The organism is Sphingomonas sp. 10B4, from assembly GCF_035019905.1.
Lineage (GTDB): Bacteria > Pseudomonadota > Alphaproteobacteria > Sphingomonadales > Sphingomonadaceae > Sphingomonas > Sphingomonas glacialis.
In genome coordinates this window covers 1-15314 of the sequence record NZ_JASJVC010000079.1, presented here as the reverse complement: position 1 = coordinate 15314, position 15314 = coordinate 1, and the positions used below count along the sequence as shown (strand labels likewise).

General features: G+C 68.2%; 16 protein-coding genes, 1 tRNA gene and 1 pseudogene. 14 read left to right on the top strand and 4 right to left on the bottom strand.

Translation table 11 applies throughout. The features are described 5' to 3' along the window. From QN347_RS16565 to QN347_RS16515, 11 genes and pseudogenes are all read left to right on the top strand, one after another. Window positions 1-237 (top strand): phage tail tube protein (locus QN347_RS16565; protein WP_323494182.1); only part of this gene is annotated, 237 nt, incomplete at its 5' end. Further along, window positions 234-548 (top strand): gene transfer agent family protein, encoded by a 315-nt coding sequence (locus QN347_RS16560; protein ID WP_322160856.1) that lies wholly within the window; start codon window positions 234-236, stop codon window positions 546-548. The genes QN347_RS16565 and QN347_RS16560, both read left to right, overlap by 4 nt. Then, complete coding sequence (locus QN347_RS16555) at window positions 548-751, top strand: phage tail assembly chaperone (RefSeq protein WP_322160854.1); 204 nt, start codon at window positions 548-550, stop codon at window positions 749-751. The genes QN347_RS16560 and QN347_RS16555 overlap by 1 nt, the downstream gene beginning before the upstream one ends. Further along, window positions 741-1298, top strand: coding sequence for a tail tape measure protein (locus tag QN347_RS16550; protein WP_322160852.1), 558 nt, complete (start codon window positions 741-743; stop codon window positions 1296-1298). The genes QN347_RS16555 and QN347_RS16550 overlap by 11 nt, the downstream gene beginning before the upstream one ends. 37 nt (window positions 1299-1335) lie before the next feature. Continuing rightward, window positions 1336-3642, top strand: coding sequence for a DUF2460 domain-containing protein (locus QN347_RS16545; protein WP_322160851.1), 2307 nt, complete (start codon window positions 1336-1338; stop codon window positions 3640-3642). Between the two features lie 168 nt (window positions 3643-3810). Beyond that, window positions 3811-4622 (top strand): annotated as a pseudogene (locus QN347_RS16540) (DUF2163 domain-containing protein). Next, on the top strand, window positions 4619-5020 hold the full coding sequence (locus QN347_RS16535; protein ID WP_322160850.1) for a peptidoglycan endopeptidase: 402 nt from the start codon (window positions 4619-4621) through the stop codon (window positions 5018-5020). Before QN347_RS16540 ends, QN347_RS16535 begins: the two are co-directional and overlap by 4 nt. A 1-nt stretch (window position 5021) precedes the next feature. Further along, window positions 5022-7199, top strand: coding sequence for a phage tail protein (locus tag QN347_RS16530; RefSeq protein WP_322160849.1), 2178 nt, complete (start codon window positions 5022-5024; stop codon window positions 7197-7199). Between the two features lie 12 nt (window positions 7200-7211). Continuing rightward, complete coding sequence (locus tag QN347_RS16525; RefSeq protein WP_133191679.1) at window positions 7212-7718, top strand: DUF2793 domain-containing protein; 507 nt, start codon at window positions 7212-7214, stop codon at window positions 7716-7718. Between the two features lie 138 nt (window positions 7719-7856). Next, entirely contained in the window at window positions 7857-8957 is a 1101-nt protein-coding gene (locus QN347_RS16520) for an OmpA family protein (RefSeq protein WP_323494178.1), read from the top strand. Window positions 8958-9164: 207 nt separating this feature from the next. Continuing rightward, window positions 9165-10478, top strand: coding sequence for a UDP-glucose/GDP-mannose dehydrogenase family protein (locus QN347_RS16515; RefSeq protein ID WP_322160847.1), 1314 nt, complete (start codon window positions 9165-9167; stop codon window positions 10476-10478). 14 nt (window positions 10479-10492) lie between these two features. On the opposite strand, the gene QN347_RS16510 is transcribed toward QN347_RS16515, so the two are convergent. After that, window positions 10493-11206 (bottom strand): folate-binding protein, encoded by a 714-nt coding sequence (locus QN347_RS16510; RefSeq protein WP_322164119.1) that lies wholly within the window; start codon window positions 11204-11206, stop codon window positions 10493-10495. Window positions 11207-11284: 78 nt separating this feature from the next. Between QN347_RS16510 and pyrC the strand changes: the two genes are divergently transcribed. Next, on the top strand, window positions 11285-12322 hold the full coding sequence (pyrC, locus tag QN347_RS16505; RefSeq protein WP_322160845.1) for a dihydroorotase: 1038 nt from the start codon (window positions 11285-11287) through the stop codon (window positions 12320-12322). A gap of 7 nt (window positions 12323-12329) precedes the next feature. On the opposite strand, the gene QN347_RS16500 is transcribed toward pyrC, so the two are convergent. The 3 genes from QN347_RS16500 to QN347_RS16490 form a co-directional block, all read right to left on the bottom strand. After that, window positions 12330-12482, bottom strand: coding sequence for a hypothetical protein (locus QN347_RS16500; protein ID WP_165954556.1), 153 nt, complete (start codon window positions 12480-12482; stop codon window positions 12330-12332). Further along, the gene (locus tag QN347_RS16495) at window positions 12479-12925 is read right to left on the bottom strand and encodes a DoxX family protein (RefSeq protein ID WP_322160843.1); all 447 of its coding nucleotides are present in this window, start codon (window positions 12923-12925) and stop codon (window positions 12479-12481) included. Before QN347_RS16495 ends, QN347_RS16500 begins: the two co-directional genes overlap by 4 nt. A gap of 74 nt (window positions 12926-12999) precedes the next feature. After that, complete coding sequence (locus QN347_RS16490; protein ID WP_322164118.1) at window positions 13000-13857, bottom strand: DUF1134 domain-containing protein; 858 nt, start codon at window positions 13855-13857, stop codon at window positions 13000-13002. A gap of 167 nt (window positions 13858-14024) precedes the next feature. Here QN347_RS16490 and QN347_RS16485 point away from each other — a divergent pair. Beyond that, a tRNA-Ser gene (locus tag QN347_RS16485) sits at window positions 14025-14117 on the top strand. Window positions 14118-14187: 70 nt separating this feature from the next. Next, complete coding sequence (locus QN347_RS16480; RefSeq protein WP_323494177.1) at window positions 14188-15291, top strand: hypothetical protein; 1104 nt, start codon at window positions 14188-14190, stop codon at window positions 15289-15291. Window positions 15292-15314 lie beyond the last annotated feature (23 nt).

Below are 15314 nucleotides of genomic sequence, written 5' to 3'. Positions count from 1 at the left end.
GGGGTGCGCAGCGTCAGCGTGTCGGGGGCGGGGATCTTTACCGGTTCGGCGGCCGAGTTGCGGATCAAGGGTAATGCCCTGGCGGGGGCGATCGACGACTATCGGCTGAGCTTCGAGAGCGGCGAGACGCTGTCGGGCAAGTTCCTCGTCACGCGGCTCGATTATGCCGGGGATTACAATGGCGAGCGGTCGTACACGCTGAGCCTCGAGAGCTCGGGCGCGGTGGTGGCGGCATGAGCGCGCCCGCGAACCCGGTGCGCGGCGAGGCGGAGGTGCGGATCGCGGGCGAGACGATCGTGCTGCGGCCGAGCTTTGCGGCACTGGTCGCTGCCGAGGGCGAGATCGGGCCGCTGTTCGCGCTGGTCGAGCGCGCGGCGGCGGGGGCCTTGTCGCTTGGCGAGCTGGTCGCTTTGTTCTGGCATTGCCGGGGGGAGACGCCCGCCGCGATCACGCGCGCGCAGTTCGGCGAGGCGCTGGTCGAGCAGGGGCTCGCCGCGGCGACGCCGGTGCTGCGCGTGCTGCTCGGCCAGATCCTGGCGGGGCGGTGATGGCGTGCTTCGCCGATGCCGCGGCGCGACTCGCGGGGCTGGCGGGTGCGGTGCTGGGGTGGAGCCCCGACCGTTTCTGGCGCGCGACGCCCGCCGAGCTGGCGGTCGTCGTCGCGGTGTTGCGCGGCGAGGCTGCGGCGGTCGATCCGCCCGATGCGGCGACGCGCGCGCGATTGCAGGAGGCGTTTCCCGATGGACGATGAAATCGAACGGCTCGTGGTCGGCGTGCGCGCCGATACGGCGGGCTTTGCGCGCGATGTCGATGCGATGCGCGCGAGCCTCGACGGGCCGCTGGCGAGTGGGGTCGACCGCGCCGGGCGCGCGATCGAAACGACGCTGGCCAAGGCTTTGGCGGGCGGGAGCCTCGGCTTCGAGGATCTGCGCAAGGTCGCGCTGTCGGTGCTGGGCGACATCGCCGCGGCGGCGGTGCGGAGCGGGTTGAGCGCCTTGCTCGGCGGCGGTGGAGGTGGGGGCGACAGTCTGCTGGGCGTGCTCGGCGGGCTGATCGGCGGATCGCCCGGGCGTGCGACGGGCGGGCCGGTGTCGCCGGCGCGGCCCTACATCGTCGGCGAGCGGGGGCCCGAACTGTTCGTGCCCACGACGAGCGGGAGCATCGTCGCAAGCGGCGGCGCGGGTGGGCCGCGCGATGTGCGCGTGTCGATCACGGTGCAGGGCGGGAGCGATGCGCCGCAAGCGCTCGCCGCGTCGAGCCGGCAGGTGGCGCGCGCGGTGAAGGCGGCGCTTTCGTAATTCCCTCTCCCGATGGGAGAGGGAGATTGGAGCACATATGCCATTCTGGCTTGCACAGGACCGCACGATCCAGAGCGAGAGCGTGGTGACACGCTTCGATCCGCGCTTCTGGACAGTCAATTTTCCGCGGCCGATGATGGCCGCCGTCACCACCATCGGTCACGACGCGCTCCGGGTGGATGCGGTGTTCTACACCGCGGGGGACCTGGCGGGGCTGATCTGGGAGGCCGAGGATAGCCACGATCACCCGCTGCTGCGCTATGCGACGGCGCGCGATTTCCGCGGCTGTCGGCTGTCGTTCCGCTGGCGTGCGAGCGGGGTGGTGGCGCTCGATCACGTCAACGGTCCGGTGCTGACGATCGAAGGGCGCGATGCGAGCGGCGCGGCGCGCGCCTGGTATGTGCGGCTGTGGAATTATGCGAGCGGCACGCCCGAGGATGCGACGATCACGCTCGATTTCGCTACGCTCGACGGCGGCTATCGGCTGCCCGATGACGCCGATCCGGTGTGGGCGGGCGATGTCGACCGGATGTTCGTTTCGTTGGTGCCGCCGGGGTTCGTCGAGCGGGGCAGTGCTGCGCTGCCCGCGCCGGTTGAGTCGTGGGTCGAGCTGAGCGCGCTTCGCTGCGAGGGAGCGGGTGCGGTGATCGCGATCGGCGATGTCGTGGTGCCCGAACACGGGCTGCAGATCGCGAGCGGGTATGACGACAGCTATAATCTCACGCCCGAGCGGTTGCTGCGGAATGCGCTGCTGCTCGGCTATCGCGGAAGCATCGTCCACTATCTCGGGATGAGCCACTTCCTGCGGGTCGAGGCCAGTTCGGGCGGCTTTTACGTGAGCTTGGCGGGGGGCGTGCTCAATGTCGCGGCGGCGGCGTGGCAGCGCGATTTCGCGGTGCGCGCGAAGGCGCTCGGGTATCAGGTGATCTGGTCGATCAGCTATGAACTGTTCGACGCGCATTGCTGGGGCGACTGGAAGCAGCGCGCCTGGGATGGCACGCCCGCGCTGACCGGATGGGATCCGCCGTCGTGCCTGCTGTCGCCGGCGAGCGCGGGGGCGATGGGCTATCTGCGCGCGGTTGCGGTGGCGGTGATCGAGATCGCGCTCGCGGCGGGGCTCGCGCCCAAATTCCAGGTTGGCGAGCCGTGGTGGTGGGTACTCGGCGATGGGCGGCCATGTCTGTACGATGCCAGCGCGCGGGCGGCGCTGGGCGATCCGGTCGAGATTGCGGACGTCCACGCCGTCACGCGCGTCGCACAGCGCGACCTGCTCGATGCCGCTGGGGCGTTGCTCGCGGCCTCGACCGCGGCGCTGGTCGCGGCGGTGAGGGCGGTGGCGCCAGCGGTCGAGACGCATCTGCTGGTCTATTTGCCGAGCGTGCTGGCGCGTGATGCGCCCGAGTTGAAGCGCGCCAACGTGCCGCTCGGCTGGGCTTGGCCGGCGTTCGATGTGCTGCAGCTCGAGGATTATGATTTCGTGACCGCGGGGGATGTCGCGGGCACGGCGCGCGCGGTCGCGGTGGCGCAGGCGCGGCTCGGCTATGCGGTTGCGCAGACGCATTATTTTGCGGGCTTCGTGCTGCGCAGCGACCAGCGGGCGCAGTGGCGCGCGATTGCGGCGGCGGCCGAGGCGGCGCGCGCGCGCGGCGTGGCGGCGACCTTCGTCTGGGCCCTGCCGCAAGTGTTGCGTGACGGGTTTGTCCATTTCGAGACCGAGGAGGATGCGGTAGTGCCGTTCGACGATGTGCTGTTCCCGCTTGCGCTGGGGCGCGAGGCCGAGGTGACGCCGCAATTCTCGACTGCGATCGTCACGAGCGCGGGCGGGCAGGAAATGCGCAATGCGAGCTGGGCCGAGGCGCGGACGCGCTACGATGTCGCGCCGGGGGTGCGATCGGAGGCGGATATCGCGACGTTGCTGGCCTTCTTCCGCGCGCGGATGGGGCCGGCGCGCGGGTTTCGCTTGCGCGATCCGTTCGATTTTTCCTCGGGCGGTGCGGGTTTTGGGGCGAGCTTTGGGGCGGGCGATCAGCTGCTGGGGGCGGGCGACGGCGTCACGGTCAGCTTCGCACTCGTCAAACACTATGGCGACGCGGTGCGGCGGATCACGCGGCCGGTCGCGGGGAGCGTGCGCGTTGCGGTCGACGGGGTCGAGACGACGCGGTTCACGCTCGCGGCGGGGGGCTATGTCGTGCTCGATGCGGCGCCGGGCGTGGGGGTGGCGGTGCGCGCGGGGTTTTTGTTCGATGTGGCGGTGCGCTTTGCCGAGGATACGCTGAGCGTCACTCGGACGACGTTCCTGGCGGGCGCGACGACGAGCGTGCCGCTGATCGAGGTGCGGGAGTAGCGTGCAGTGCCCGTGTGTGGGGCCTTCCCGGCGTGGACTGCCCTCACCCCACCGCGCTGCGCTCGGCCACCAGCATCGGGTAAACAGCGCCCCGCGCTGTTTAGGTCATGCCGGGGGCATGACCGACCCGATGCTCCCACAGGGAGAGAGATTTCAGGGAGACACTTCATGTCCTTGCTCACCGGCCCCCTCACCACGCTCGCCTTGTGCTGGCGGATCGAGCGGCGCGATGGCGTGGCGATCGGGCTGACCGATCATGACCGCGATCTCGCGATCGACGGGCTCGTCCATGCCGCCGCGCCGGGGATGACGCCCTCGGCGATCAAGCGCAGCGACGGGCTCGATGCCGATACGATGGACATTACCGGCGCGCTGACCAGTGCGGCGATCGGCGCGCGTGATTTGCTCGCCGGGCGGTGGGATGGCGCGCGCGTGCAGCTGTTCGCGGTCGACTGGAGCGGGGCGGACGGGCGTCGCGTGCCGCTCGGCGAGGGGACGATCGGTGCGGTCGAGAGCGACGCGCATGGCTTCACCGCCGAATTGCGCGGTGCGACCGCGGCGCTCGACCGGCCCGTGGTCGAGTGACCTCGCCCGAATGTCGTGCCGAACTCGGCGACGCGCGCTGTCGCGTCGCAATGGCGGGGCGGCGGCGCTATGCGCGGGTGGCGGCGTGGCACGAACGGGTGGTGACGCTCGACGCCGCCGAGCCGGTCGCCAACGCGTATGGCGGGGGGCTGCTGCGCTGGATCGGCGGGGAGAATTCGGGGCTCGAGGGGGCGATTGCGGTGTCCGCCGGGAGCAGCGTCACGCTGCGGATCGACCCCGCGCTGCCGGTGGCGGCGGGGGATTTGGTCGAGCTGATCGAGGGGTGCGACAAGAGCTTGGCGACCTGTGCCGGGCGCTTTGCCAATGCCGTCAACTTCCGCGGCGAGCCGTTCCTGCCGGGGATCGACTTGCTGACGCGCTACCCCGGGGCATGACGCGCGGGGCGGCCGTCGTCGCGGCGGCGGAGGCGCTGATCGGGGTCGGGTTTCGGTTACAGGGGCGTGTTCCCGCACATGGGCTCGACTGCGTTGGGGTGGCGGCGCTCGCGGCGCGGGCGGGTGGGTTCGACGGCGCCATTCCGGGAGATTACGCGCTACGGGGCGGCGACGCCGCTACACTGATCGCGCGCTTCGACGCGAGCGGGCTGGCGCGCGTGGGCGACCCGGCGCCGGGGGATATCGCGCTGTTCGCGGCGGGGCCGGCGCAATTCCATCTGGCGGTGCTGGTGGCTGGCGGACTGATCCATGCCGATGCGGTGCTGCGGCGCGTCGTCGCGCGGCCGGGGGCGGCGCCGTGGCCGATGCTCGGCTGCTGGCGCGTGACAGGAGACTGAAATGGCGACGTTGGTGCTTTCGGTGGTGGGCCGCGCGCTCGGCGGGCCGATCGGGGCGGTGCTCGGTGCGGCGCTCGGCGGCGTGGTCGATCGCGACGTGCTGATGCGGCCCAAGGGCGTGGAGGGGCCGCGGCTTGCGTCGCTGCACCTGCAGACGTCGAATTACGGCACGCCGCTGCAGAAGGTGTTCGGCACGATGCGCGTCGGCGGGTGCGTGATCTGGTCGACCGATCTGATCGAGAGCCGATCGAAGAGCAGCAGCGGCAAGGGCCAGCCGAGCGTGACGCGTTACAGCTATGCGGCGTCGTTCGCGGTGGCGCTGTCGGGGCGGCCGATCGTCGGGGTCGGGCGGATCTGGGCGGATGGCAACCTGCTGCGCGGCAGCGGCGGCGACTTCAAGGTCTCGACGGGGTTTCGGCTGCATCTGGGGGGCGAGGACCAGCCGGTCGATCCGCTGATCGCCGCGGCCGAGGGGGTGGGGTTCGCCTCGGCGCATCGCGGGATCGCCTATGCGGTGTTCGAGACGCTCCAGCTTACCGATTATGGCAATCGCATTCCCTCGCTGACCTTCGAAGTGATCGGCGATGCCGCGCCAGTGTCGGTCGGCGCGATCGCCGCGGCGCTTTCGGAGGGGAGCGTGGCCGCGGCAGAGGCGGTCCAGCTACTCGCCGGCTTTGCGGCGTATGGCGACAGCGTCGGCAGCGTGCTCGACACGCTGGCCCAGGCCGGGGGTGCGTGGTTCGCGCCGATCGGCGGCACGGTGGCGATGCGCGCAGGGACCGCGCCCGAGCGCGAGGTCGCCAATGGCGAGACGCGCAGCGTGGGCGCTTCGAGCGGCAAGCCCCACCGCGCGGTCGCTGCGCTCGAAAGCGTGCCGCGACAGGTCACGCTGTCGCACTACGATCCGGCGCGGGAGTACCAGATAGGTTTGCAGAGTGTGCGGCGGCCCGGTGCGGGCCGGCGCGAGGATCGAATCGAGCTGCCCGCCGCGATCGATGCGGGAACCGCCAAGACGCTTGCGAACGGCATCCTCGCGCGCGGCGAGGCGGGGCGCGAGCGGCGCAGCGTGACGCTCGGCTGGGACGCGCTCGATGTGGTGCCCGGCGCGTGCGTGACGATCGCTGGAGTGGCGGGGGTGTGGCGTGTCACGGGCTGGTCGCTCGAAAAGATGGTGCTGTCGCTCGACTGCGTGCGGCTGGCGGGCGGGACGCTGCCGGTGGCGGCGAGCCCGGGGCGCGTGCTGGCGGCGCCCGATGTGGTGACGGGCGCCACATTGGTCGAGGTGTTCGAGAGCTTGCCGTTCGACGACGCGCTGCTGTCGGCACCGCGCGTGACGATCGTCGCCGGCGGAACGCAGCCGGGCTGGCGGCGTGCGGCGTTGCTCTACAGCCTCGACGGCGGGGCGCGCTGGACGCCGCTGGGATCGACCGCAGCGCCAGGAACCATGGGGCGGCTGGCGAGCCTACCGGGGCGCGCGTCGAGTGCGATCGCCGATCAGGCGCAGGCGTTCGAGGTCGATCTCGCTTACTCGGCGATGACGCTCGAAAGCGCCGATCCGCGCGCGCTCGATGGGGGCGCCAATCTCGCGCTGGTGGGCGATGAACTGCTGCAATTTTCGACCGCGACCCAGATCGGCGCGCGGCGCTGGCGGCTGGCGGGGCTGTGGCGCGGGCGGCGGGGGACCGAAGCGGCGATGGGGGGGCAGGCGATCGGCGATCGCTTCGTGCTGATCGAGGCCGAATCGGCTCTTTCGCTCGACCTGCCGCTCGCCGCGTTGGGGGCCGACCTTCGCCTCCTCGCGTCGGGGACCGGCGACATCGACGGACCGGTTGCGACGCGCGTGATGGTGCGCGGAACTTCGGTCGTGCCGCCGTCCCCCGTCCATCTCCGTTGGCGCGAAAGCGGGGCGGGCGATGCCTGCGTAACTTGGGTGCGGCGCAGCAGAAACGGGTGGCGCTGGAGCGATGGGATCGATGTTCCGCAAGGCGAAGAGCGCGAGGCGTATCGCGTCACGCTGCTGCGCGGCGATGGCGCTACGACGCTGATCGAGACGCACGAACCGCGTGTCGTCGTGGCGTCCGCGGACCGAGGGGGCGGGGTCGTGTTGCGCGTCGTCCAGATCGGCACGCACGGCGAATCCGACGGCGCAACGATCACGATTCCCGACGGCAACGGATGACAGGAGATTTGCATGAGCGATGAGAAAAGCACGCGCCTGGGCCTGCCGTTGCTGCAGCCCGGGCAGGCGCAGAAGGAGCTTTCGCACAACGAGGCCCTGACGTTGCTCGACATGGCGGTGCAGGCGAGCGTCGAGGCGGTCGGGCTCGACACGCCGCCAGAGGCGCCGTTGCCGGGCGCATGCTGGATCGTTGGCGCAGCCCCGCGCGGCGCTTGGCGCGGGCAGGCACAGGCGCTGGCCGGTTGGACCGCGGGGGGCTGGCGGTTCGTTGCGGCGCAACCCGGGATGACCGTGTGGAGCGAGGCCGATCGGGCCGATGCGCGTTTCGATGGCAGCCGTTGGACGGTCGGAACGCTTGCTGCGTCGCACCTTATCCTCGGCGGATTTGCGATGCTCGGGCCCCCGCGGCCGGCCATTGCTGCACCTGCGAACGGCAGCACGATCGACGCCGAGGCGCGCACCACGATCACAACGATTCTGGCGGCACTTCAAACGCTTGGTCTCATTGCTGCCGCGTAGCATCGAAAATCGCTGACGGTTCCCGCTAAATCTGTGTTAAATCAGCAACAGTCCGGACATTTGTGCGCTTGCGTGGAAACCTTCCATTCGGTAGAGGGTTTGCGCTGTCCGAGTGACAACCAGATGAAGGGGATTTTTATGCGGAAGCTAGCCGTTACCATAGCGCTTGCCTCCACTGCTCTCGTTACCACACCAGCGCTGGCCCGGGATAAGTCCTGGTATGTCGGCGTCGACGGTGGTGCAGTGCTCGTGGAAGATATCAAGTTCGATATCAACAACGTGAAGAGCGCCGGTACCGTCGATCATCGCTACGGCTACGACGTCGATGGCGTGATCGGTTACGACCTTGGCATGTTCCGCCTTGAAGCCGAAGTCGGCTACAAGAGCGCATCGGTCGATAACTATCGTTCGTCGGTCACGACGCCGGGTCTGATCCCGTCGGGCGCAGTCGGCAACTATCCGGCTGGCACGTACCAGTTCGCTCGTGGTCGCACGACCGCACTGAGCTTCATGGTCAACGGCCTTGTCGACTTCGGCGACGATGACGGCATCCAGGGCTTCGTCGGCGGCGGTGTTGGTGTTGCACGCGTCAAGGAGCGCTTCGGCATCAACAGCCTGCAGAACCTGCTCAACGACAGCGACACGGTTTTCGCGTATCAGGGCCTCGCCGGCGTTCGCGCGCCGATCACGAAGCACGTCGATGCGTCGATCAAGTATCGCTTCTTCACCGCCGACAACGTCAAGCTGGTCGACGTCGCTGGTCGTGGCTACAACGGTCGCTATCGTACGCACAGCCTGCTCGCAGGTCTGACGTACAACTTCGGCGAGCCTGCTGCTCCGCCGCCGCCGCCGCCTGAGCCGGCTCCGGTTGTCGCGACGCCTTGCTCGCCTGGACCGTTCATCGTGTTCTTCGAGTGGGACAAGTCGGACGTCACGCCTGAGGCAGCCTCGATCCTGGACGGCGCAATCGCGCAGTACCAGAACTGCGGTAACGCAAAGGTCATGCTTGCTGGCTTCACCGACCGTTCGGGTACGCCGAAGTACAACGTCGGTCTGTCGCAGCGCCGCAACGACGCGGTTCGTGCGTACATGACCGCCCATTCGATCCCGGATGGCTCGATCGGCACCGAAGCCTTCGGTGAAGATCCCGCCCATCTGCGCGTCCAGACCGCCGATGGCGTTCGCGAAGTGCAGAACCGTCGCGTGGAAGTGTCCTACGGTCCGGGTTCGGGCAACTAAGCCCAGACCTGACTTTGGTCAGAAATCGGGGAGATCGGCGCAAGCCGGTCTCCCCTTTTTTGTGCGCCGGTGGCACGGTACATGTGGGGCCGGCGAGCGATCGCGCCGGGCTGGCAATACGGCCATGATCGGCTAGAGCGGCAGTTGTGGAGCGCGCCTCGGAGCGCCTCCGGACTGTGGTGCGCTTGCGAGATTTGAGGACTTATCATGCGGATTACGATGATCGGCTCGGGGTATGTCGGCCTGGTATCAGGGGCATGCTTTTCGGATTTCGGCCATGATGTGATCTGCGTCGACAAGGACGAGACCAAGATTGCGGCACTCGAGGCGGGCAAGATGCCGATCTTCGAGCCCGGTCTCGATACGCTCGTCGCGAGCAATGTCGCGGCGGGGCGGCTCCGCTTCACGACCGATCTCAAGGCTGCGGTGGCGGGTGCCGATGCGGTGTTCATCGCGGTCGGCACGCCATCGCGGCGTGGCGATGGCCATGCTGACCTGAGCTATGTGTTCGCCGCAACGCGCGAGATCGCCGAGGCGATCGACGGCCCCGTCGTGGTCGTCACCAAGTCGACCGTCCCGGTCGGCACCGGCGACAAGGTCGAGGAGATTCTCACCGAGCTCGCCGGCGATTTCCCGATCGCGGTCGTCTCAAACCCCGAGTTCCTGCGCGAGGGCGCCGCGATCGGCGACTTCAAGCGCCCCGACCGGATCGTGATCGGCACCGAGGATCCGCGCGCGCAGCAAGTGATGCGCGATGTCTATCGCCCGCTGTATCTCAACGAGAGCCCGATCCTGTTCACCGGGCGGCGCACCTCCGAGCTGATCAAATATGCCGCCAACGCCTTCCTGGCGACCAAGATCACCTTCATCAACGAGATCGCCGATCTGTGCGAAGCGGTCGGCGCGAACGTCAAGGACGTGTCGCGCGGGATCGGGCTCGATAACCGGATCGGTTCGAAGTTCCTCCACGCCGGGCCGGGCTACGGCGGTTCGTGCTTCCCCAAGGACACGCTCGCTTTGCTCAAGACCGCCGAGGATTACGAAACGCCGGTGCGGATCGTTGAGGCGGTCGTCCAGGTCAACGACACGCGCAAGCGCGCGATGGGGCGCAAGGTGATTGCGGCGCTCGGCGGCGGCGACGGGACGAGCGTGCGCGGCAAGACCGTCGCGGTGCTCGGGCTGACCTTCAAGCCCAACACCGACGACATGCGCGATGCGCCGAGCCTGGCGATTGTCCAGAGCTTGCTCGACGCTGGCATCACGGTGCGCGCGCATGACCCCGAGGGGATGGAGATCGCCAAGACGATGATGCCCGACATCACCTACTGCGGCGACGCCTATGCCGCCGCGCAGGGCGCCGATGCGGTGGTGATCGTGACCGAGTGGAACATCTATCGCGCGCTCGATCTCAAGCGGCTGGCGGCGACGATGGCGGCGCCGGTAATGGTCGATCTGCGCAACATCTATCCGCCGAGCGATGCCGAGCGCGCCGGGTTCGCATACAGCTCGATCGGGCGGTGACGGGGCGCTTGGCGTTAGGCGTCGGCGTGCGCTAACGCCGTCGCCAGCCAATCGGGCACCACGGCATCGCCGAGAGCTTCGACGCGGCGCAGTTCGACCATCAGGCCGAGGTCGGGGTAGGTGGCGCGGGTGCGCTCGCCCGGCTCGCCGAGCGGTGCCACCACCAGCCGGCGGTTGACCTTGCTGCGATGGTGCATCCGCGCGGTGTTCTCCTGGCCGACATAGCAGCCCTTGGTGAAGCTGACGCCGTTCAGTTCGCGCGCGTTCGCCTCGAGCCACAGCGTCTTGTCGCTGCCGAGCTCGGCCTCGCCTTCGGCAACGCCTAGCGACAGGCGATGCGCATGCCACCCGGTTGCTGCCTCGGCCGGCTCGCCCAGCCAGCGATAGCCGAGTGCGGCCAGCCGGGGATCGGGCACGCCCTGGCCGGGCTCGCGCGACCAATGCACCGCGCCATCGGTCTGCTCGATCGTGATCGCGCGCCGCAGGCGATAGATCGACAGCCGCCGCCGCAATGCCTCGGCAACGCTCGCCTCGCAGTCGAGCAGGACGTCGTCGCCGTCGGTCCAGACGATGAAGTCGAACAGCGCCTTGCCCTGCGGCGTCAGCAAGCCGGCCCAGGCCGGGAAGGGCCCGGCCATGTCGGCGGTGACGAGCCCCTGCAGGAAGCCGCGGACATCCTCCCCCGACAGGCGGAGTAGCGATCGATCGGCGAGCGTGGTGGCATTCATGGCATGGAGGTAGGGGCGGCGCGCCGCAGCGGCAATACGCGGCTGGCGATTCGCCGCGCCGCGCGCTAGGCGGTCGGCATGACCGAGCGCCTCACGATCCGCCGCCCCGATGACTGGCATGTCCACCTCCGCGATGGCGAGATGCTTGCCGCGGTTGCGCAGTACACCGCGCGCCAGTTCGCGCGCGCGATCGTGATGCCGAACCTGACCCCGCCGGTGACCACGATCGCGGCGGCAGAGGCATATCGCGAGCGAATCCTCGCCGCCTTGCCCGCGGGGACCGATTTCACCCCGTTGATGACCTGCTACCTCACCGATGCGGCCGACGCCGACGAGATCGCGCGCGGCTATGCCGAGGGCGTGTGGGCGGCGTGCAAGCTGTACCCGGCGCATGCGACGACGAACTCGGCGCACGGCGTCACCGATATCCGCGCGCTGTCGAGCGTGCTCGAGACACTGCAGCGGATCGGCATGCCGCTGCTGATCCACGGCGAAGTGACCGATCGCGAGATCGACATCTTCGATCGCGAGGCGATCTTCGTCGAGCGGACGCTGGCGCCGCTGGTGCGCGACTATCCTGCGCTGAAGATCGTGCTCGAACATATCACGACCGCCGAGGCCGCCGCGTTCGTGACCGACGCGGGGGCCAACATCGCCGCGACGATCACGCCGCAGCATCTCCATCTCAATCGCAACGCGATGTTCGATGGCGGGCTCCAGCCGCACGCCTATTGCCTGCCGGTGATCAAACGCGAACGCCACCGCCTCGCGGTACGCGCGGCGGCGGTGTCGGGGTCGCCGAGCTTCTTCCTCGGTACCGACAGCGCCCCGCATGGCCGCGCGCGCAAGGAAGCGTCCTGCGGCTGCGCGGGCATCTTCAACGCGCCGTACGCGCTCGAAAGCTATCTCGCAGTGTTCGATGAGGAAAATGCGCTCGACCGGTTCGAGGGTTTCGCCTCGGAACACGGCGCGCGTTTCTACGGTTTGCCGCTCAACGAGGGCACGATCACACTCGAGCGGCGCGAGGAGGCGGTTCCCGAACTGATCGGCGCGGGTGACACTGCGGTCGTGCCGTTCCACGCCGGCCAGACGCTCGGCTGGCGCTTCTTGGGCTAACGCCGCGTCACTTCGGTTCGGTGAAGCGCTTCACCTTGACGGGCAGGTCCTTGCCCTTGGTGCGCCGCGACGGGATCTGCACCGGGTTCTTCTTCTTCCAGGCCGCCCAGGTCATCGGACCTTCGGGCGTGTCGATGATGGTGTCGTCGATATCGCTCATGCTGCGCTCCGTCGCGGGAAGGGCCAGTCGATCACGCGACCGGCGAACAGCGCCCACCACACGATCACCGGCTGAAACGCAAGCCGCGGGATATGGTACCATAGCCCGAGCCCGCCGCGGCCGGTTTCGATGAAATCGAGCGCGTGCTTCACATTGGCGGGATAGACGCACACCGCATAAGCGGCGAGGCCAACGCCCGCCCACCAGCGCAGCCGCGGCACGAATAGGCCGATCGCCCCGGCAATCTCGCACAGGCCGGTCAGCAGGATCACCTGGGCGGGGAAGGGCACCCAGTCCGGAGTGATCCCGAGAAAGGGTTTGGGGATGAACACGTGCAGGATGCCGGCGGCGAGATAAGCGGCGGCGAGCAGGGCGCGGAGGATCTGGCGGGTGGTGGTCACGCAGGGGACGTTAGGCGCTTGTCGGGCATGGGCAAAGCCCATGCCGTCGGTCGGGGCGGGCCCCGCCGGCCGAGCTTGCGCGAGTCAGGCCGCTGGAGCGGCCTGCCGCGCTGCGCTTAGAACGGGAACCATTTCGAGGTCCGGCTGAACTTCATATAGCCCAGATTGACGCCCTGCCGCCATCCGACGCCGAGCCGGATCGGGATCAGCACCGTGTTGCCGCGACGCAGATAGGTCGCCGCGAACCCGCCGACGAAATAGATGCGGCCCTCTGCCGCGGGGAAGCGCTTGAACAGGTCCGCGGTGTCGTAGAGGTTGTACACCAGCACGAACACCTTGTTGGCATCCCCGCCCAGATCGAAGCCGACCGACGGGCCGGTCCAATAGACGGGCTGGCGCCCCTCGACCTTGTGGAACATCTCGCCCTTGCCATAACGCAAGCCGACGACGACCGCCGCCGACGCCTCGCGCCCGGCGATATAGGCGTTGGGATAGCCCTGCTCCTTAAGCGTGCGCTCGAGGATGCCGGCGAGCCCCGATGCGCCCTTGCCGAAGGTCCCCTCGGCGGCGCGGAGCAATTCCTGCTTCTGGAAGGTCTGGCTGTCGGCCGATTCGACTTCTGCCCCGTCGCGCGCGACGTCCTGTGCCGATCCGTTCGTACCTGCCGGCGCGCCCGCTGGGCTGCCCGCAGACGGAACGCTGGATCCGGACTCGACCGGCTCGGTCGATCCTGGCGCGTCGGGATAGCGCGGCGTGTCGGACAGCGGGACAGGATCCGACTGAGCGGGGGGCGGGGTGGGCGTGCGGCGGGGCGGCTGCGCTTTCGGCTGCGCCTGGCGCAGATCCGAATCGATCGCCTGGTTGGGATCGATCGTGCGCACTTGCGCCGCAAGCGGTGCCCCGGCGGTCGCCAGCGCGAGCAGGATTGCAGCGCCAATCCTCGGCGCGCTGGTCCAGCGCAAATGCATCGTCATTCTCCCCCGGGGCTGCAATTGCGCCATGATAGCGCCGTCCTGGCTGTCGCGCCAATGAACGAGCGACGCCGTCGCGACCAGCGGAATCGATTCCGCGGCGAGCAACATGCGCACAAGCGGTTGCCGTGGCAGCAAAGCGCGGTTATAGCCCGCCTTCGCCGTGATCCGGAGACGTGGGTGAGTGGCTGAAACCAGCGGTTTGCTAAACCGCCGTACCGGGTTTACTGGTACCGAGGGTTCGAATCCCTCCGTCTCCGCCAGCGGCTTCCCAAGCCTCTGATAACGCTAGAACCCTTGCAAATCAGGGGTTTTCGTCGATAATCTGCTGCAATGTGTGCTGCAAAAACGACTTCGCGACCGGCTCTGCAACGGGTTGCAAAAAACCTGCATCGGCGGGGCAACAGCTACGAGTTCCGAAAGGTCATTCCACCCTACGCACGTGCCGCGTTTGGGGGGAAGGGAGCCTATTGGAAGAGCTTCGGGGACGTCTCGCTTCGAGAGGCGGAGCATTTCGCCGCCGAGTGCCGCAGATATTGTGACCGCAAGATCGCCGAGGCGGCGAACAAGCCGGATCCAACGGCGCGTCTGGCGTCTTTCAAGCCCGGCGGTCGTGTTCCTGATCGCGCGGAGATCGACCGCGCAGTTCGAGCGTGGGTAATGGACCGGGAGCAGGCGGCGGCGGGGGCTGATCTGGACCAGGATGCTAAGGTGCAGCGCGTGAGCGATTTGGCGCTGATTGCGGAGATCACACCGTTGTATTTGCGGGAGGGCCGACGTGCATCACTCCTCGGGGTGAGGTGGACTGCAGAGCATATCGCGGAGAGCCATCAGTGGATCCTGCCGCCTGATGGTCAATTGACTGACTATCTGCATGATCGCGTTGGACGCGCGGAACGTGAGCTGGCGCTACGGGTGAAGGCGGAGATCAACTATGAGGATCCACCGTCCCCAACCCACGCTATGTTTGATCCTGCAGCGTTTGCAGGTGATAAAAATGTTGCGACAGAGCCCGCTCGTTCGCCCGTCGCGATCATGACAATGTTCGAGGGGTACGTCGCGGAACGCCAGCCGGGTCCGAAAACCATCAAGAAGTGGCGGCCCGCTCTGTTATCCCTGATTGCGCACCTCGGGCATGACGACGCTACCCTTGTGACCCCCGATGACATCGTGGCGTGGAAAGACGCGCTACTACGGCCCGTAGACGGTGAAGCTGTACGGGGTGCCGCTACTGTCCGCGATGGGTATCTCGGCGGGGCAAAAGCGGTGTTTGGTTGGGCTAAGGATAACCGCAAGATTGCCACTAACCCCGTCACGGGAATTGTCGTGCGAGTGCCTCGGCGCATCAGGAACCGCAGTCTGAAGGGCTTTACAGCTTCCGAAGGCTTTGTTGCAAAACTGACGTTGGGGATTCCCGTAGGGAATCGAGTGGGATAGATGGGCGTGATGCCCAAACCTGC